General features: G+C 55.4%; 7 protein-coding genes. 6 read left to right on the forward strand and 1 reads right to left on the reverse strand.

What is annotated here, in order from left to right; translation table 11 throughout:
- From BGIM_RS0109825 to BGIM_RS61215, 6 genes are all read left to right on the forward strand, one after another.
- The coding region (locus tag BGIM_RS0109825) for a hypothetical protein (protein ID WP_238537568.1) at window positions 1-302 on the forward strand (302 nt) is incomplete at its 5' end.
- Entirely contained in the window at window positions 299-475 is a 177-nt protein-coding gene (locus tag BGIM_RS65535; RefSeq protein ID WP_020469613.1) for a hypothetical protein, read from the forward strand. The genes BGIM_RS0109825 and BGIM_RS65535, both read left to right, overlap by 4 nt.
- Complete coding sequence (locus BGIM_RS57225) at window positions 472-990, forward strand: HNH endonuclease (RefSeq protein ID WP_020469614.1); 519 nt, start codon at window positions 472-474, stop codon at window positions 988-990. Before BGIM_RS65535 ends, BGIM_RS57225 begins: the two co-directional genes overlap by 4 nt.
- On the forward strand, window positions 990-1427 hold the full coding sequence (locus BGIM_RS0109840) for a hypothetical protein (protein ID WP_020469615.1): 438 nt from the start codon (window positions 990-992) through the stop codon (window positions 1425-1427). The genes BGIM_RS57225 and BGIM_RS0109840 overlap by 1 nt, the downstream gene beginning before the upstream one ends.
- 225 nt (window positions 1428-1652) lie before the next feature.
- Window positions 1653-2342 carry a hypothetical protein gene (locus BGIM_RS0109845; protein WP_020469616.1) on the forward strand — a complete coding sequence of 230 codons (690 nt, stop codon included), beginning with the start codon at window positions 1653-1655 and terminating at the stop codon, window positions 2340-2342.
- A 2-nt stretch (window positions 2343-2344) separates the two neighbouring features.
- Window positions 2345-3091 (forward strand): DUF4145 domain-containing protein, encoded by a 747-nt coding sequence (locus tag BGIM_RS61215; protein WP_020469617.1) that lies wholly within the window; start codon window positions 2345-2347, stop codon window positions 3089-3091.
- A gap of 282 nt (window positions 3092-3373) precedes the next feature.
- Here the strand turns inward: BGIM_RS61215 and BGIM_RS49590 are convergent.
- Window positions 3374-3753, reverse strand: a 380-nt coding sequence (locus BGIM_RS49590) for an IS256 family transposase (protein ID WP_020469618.1), incomplete at its 5' end; no start/stop codon positions are given.

The raw sequence follows: 3753 nt of genomic DNA on the forward strand, positions 1-3753 counted from the left end.
TCAACGACTACCGCGATGGGAGCGGAAGCTGGATACGGATCGAACTTTTCGAGTCGCGTGAGGAAGCTCAAGTGTTCGTCGAGAAGTGGTGCGCAGACTACTTCAGTAAATTCGATCCCGCCCGGCCTCATGGACTTGGATACATCCTTGACAAGTGCCAGCAGCACGGGATAGCCGTGCCAGCCGCAATCAGCGCGTTCGACCGCAATCAAAAGCTTGAAGCGGCGAAGAAGCAAGCCGCCGAAGCGGAGAACAATCTCCAGAAGCACCGCACCCTGATCGCCGAACTTGAGCCGGCATGACCCCGGAAGAACTGACCGCCCTCTGCGAAACCATCTATGGGAAAACGGGCTGGCAGACAAAGCTGGCCCGTGACCTCGTGAGGGAGCCGAGGACGATCCGCAGGTGGTTGGCGGGGAAGGCCGAGGTGCCGGTGAAGGTGCGGGAGTGGTTGCGGCAAGGTGCGAAAGCATGATCGCCTCGCCCGAAGTCCCGGCGAATTTGGAAGACGACGCCCTGCGCGCGGCATTGGACAAAATTTGCGAGCAAGCGTCGTGGTGCCCGAAAATTGCAGTCATCCCGCATTACGAACTCCAGACTCTGCTCAGCATCGGAATTCGCGAGTACCTGCTCAAGACTCAAATGCGTGTGGTGCCAGTTCCGGCACGATCCGATCAAAAAGCAGCCAAAAGAGCAAAAGGACCACCTCAACAAGAATCCAAGAGACAGCGGGTTTTGGAACGGGATAAGTTCGTTTGCTACCTGTGCGGCCAGCCGATCCAGCCGGACGACGCCTCCATCGACCATGTGATCCCTAAGTCCAAGGGAGGTAATCATTCGATGGGCAATCTTCGGGCGGCTCACAAGGAATGCAATTTCCGTAAAGGAGACATGACCCTTGAAGAATATCTTGCCTCGGAATCCCATGCCGGAAGACTGAAACCGTCTGTAAAGCTGGTGAAACGGCTCCGCGAAAGAACGGGGACGTGATGGACATCCCCGCCCGCATCCAAGCCATCAAGGACGCCGACCCCAACTGGCGGCGCGACCCGCGAACTCTGGAGATCGCCAAACTGGCTTGGGGAGCCGAGTGCCACGTCAACGCCTCGGGCATCTTCTGCCCTCGTGAGGAGGAGGTTGTCGCCCGTTGCGGGAAAGCGACGGCAACCGTTGGCCTCTGCAAAGTCAGGGAGAATGTGTGGGTCTTCTGCACCCGGCTTGCAACCTGCATATCTGGCTTCAGCTATGCCCCGAGCGTCTGGTCAGCCAAACCTTACGAAACCGAGGCAGACGCCAAGCGGGCGGGCATCCGGGAACTGCTCGACCGAATCGCGGAGAAGAAAGGGCATTCAGAAACCGAGAAAGTTGAACTGTCGGTGATCCGGGCAAAGCTCAGGGAGCAGGCTGCCCAGCCGACGTTGTTTTGAATCAAACAGCGCAGGAATCAATATTCGCAAGTCAAAACGAACCGCAACAGCTTGGCCTTGTCCATCTTGGGATGGGCGTGGACAAAAAAACACCTAAGCTGAATTGAAGGCAACCTCGCAAGAACCACTTTTACGAACACTTGTGCATCCAACAAAAGTGGCCCGAGCTTCAAAACGCCCTGCGGCTCACCGGGCGAGGGAAGAAAATCGCACGCGGAGATTGTTATGGCACGTCGTGGCAATGAACAGGAACATAGCTCCGAACGAGGGAAGGTCCGCTTCATCATTGCGGAGGTGGAAGGAAACAACCAGACTCTCCAAGAGCTGTTGCGCGCGGTCGCGCCGATGTTGGCCAGACCGAGCCAGGTGGCAATAGCGCCAAAGCGAGTCGTGGCTTCGCTGGAAGATGGCGCGGTTAGTGCTCCGGCACCCGAGCGGACTCTTTTCGACGGAATTGACCAAGCGACGGATGCGGAAGAGGGCGAAGTGATTGTTCCACAAGCCGATTCCACTGAGACGCCACGTCGAAAGCGAGGAAATGGGACGAAGTCTGACCGGAATGCAGGAATTAACCAAGTTCCAGACCTCGACTTCATGCCCAAAGGAAAGGCGGCTCTTAAGCTCTTTTTTACGGAAAAGGCACCCTCGACTGACATGGAGCAAATTCTGGTTTTGTCGCACTATTTGCAACATGTGCTGGAACTGTCCGCATATGGGCCGTCACACATTTTGACCGCGTACAAGCACGTCGGCAAACCGCTGCCAGCCGATATTCGAGGCACGATCCGCAACATGAAGACCAAAAAGAATTGGCTAAATTTTTCCGATATTTCAAGCCTGCGAGTAACCACTGAAGGAGATAATCTCGTGGAGCACGAAATGCCTCGAGCAAGCAACGGGAATGGGGCAAAGTAGCCATGCATTTGTCGCTGGAAGATTTTTGTGAAATCGTCATTGGACTTAAAAAAACTAACGCCGAGAAAGCGCTCGCCTTACTTTGGTATCACGATCACAAATCTCCCGACGCCTGCATGTCGTCGGGAGGCTTGGCAAAGATCATGGTTGACCATCACGTTGGCACGCCAAACTCCACTCAGTTGGCCGATGCAATTCAACAAACCAAACTTGCCAACAAATCGAAGAGCGGATTTGTGCTGAAGCCGGGGTCACGCAAGCTCATCCAGGGCTGGCTGCCTGAGAACATTGAAGGCATGCAGCCGGTGATGAATCACGCTGAAGGTTATTTGCCCGAGGCAGTCTGGATCAAGACACGCGGTTACATTGAGGCCGTGTCAAAGCAACTCAATGGTTGTTTTCGTGCGGGGTATTATGACGCGGCTCTGGTAATGCTTCGGCGGCTATTTGAGACGTTGATTATTGAAGTTTACGAACATCTAGGCCGCAAGGATGAGATCGAAGCGGGCGGTGGAAACGTGCATATGCTCGCGGGACTGGTTGACCGGGCGACCGGAAAACAACCTCATAAAGGCATCAATATTGGCAGGAATACGAAAAACGCCCTTGAAGCTGTAAAGGCACTCGGCGACCGTTCCGCTCACGACCGCCGCTTTAATGCGTGCGCCGCCGATCTGACTAAAATCCAGATTGATGCTCGATCCGGAGTGCAGGATTTGATTCAGCTTGGGGCATTGAAGCACAGCTAACTACTCAACAGAAAAGTGCTCCCGCGTACTGTGAAGCACGTCGGGGATGAATGAGTCATCGGAAACTACGAGTACACGAACCGCGGGACACTTCACTGTTCATTTCGTTCGGACACATCGGTAGGACGGTTTGGCCTATTCTAAAACAACGACCGCTGCACCGGCCTCGCCCTGACCTGCTCCCGATACGACGACGGAGGCGAATCATCTTCTTCGTCTGGAGGCACTGGCGAGGGCCTGTAATTTCTTTTGTGTCAGGGTTGTAGGGAACGGTAGTTGCAGTCACTGGCCGGTGGCCTTGGGCATCCGGCCTTCAAACATCACGGCGAAGTGGTTCAAGGCTGCCTTCCAGCCAACGATGGGCATCGTCCACTTCTTCGATGCCTCATGGATCGCCAGGTAAACCAGTTTCAGCGCCGACTCCGCGTTCGGGTACTGCTTCCGGTTCCGCGTGAACTTCCGGATCACGCTGTTCACCGACTCAATCGCATTCGTCGTGTAAATCGCCTTGCGGATCGCGGGAGGGAACTCGAACATGGCGATGATGTCGTTCCAGTGCAGCCGCCATTGCCTTCCGATGGTCGGATATTTGCCGCCCCACGTTTGCTCGAACTCATCCAGTGCCTGCTCCGCCTCCGCCGTCGAGGCGGCCTGATAAATCT

The sequence above is a fragment of the Zavarzinella formosa DSM 19928 genome (assembly GCF_000255705.1).
Lineage (GTDB): Bacteria > Planctomycetota > Planctomycetia > Gemmatales > Gemmataceae > Zavarzinella > Zavarzinella formosa.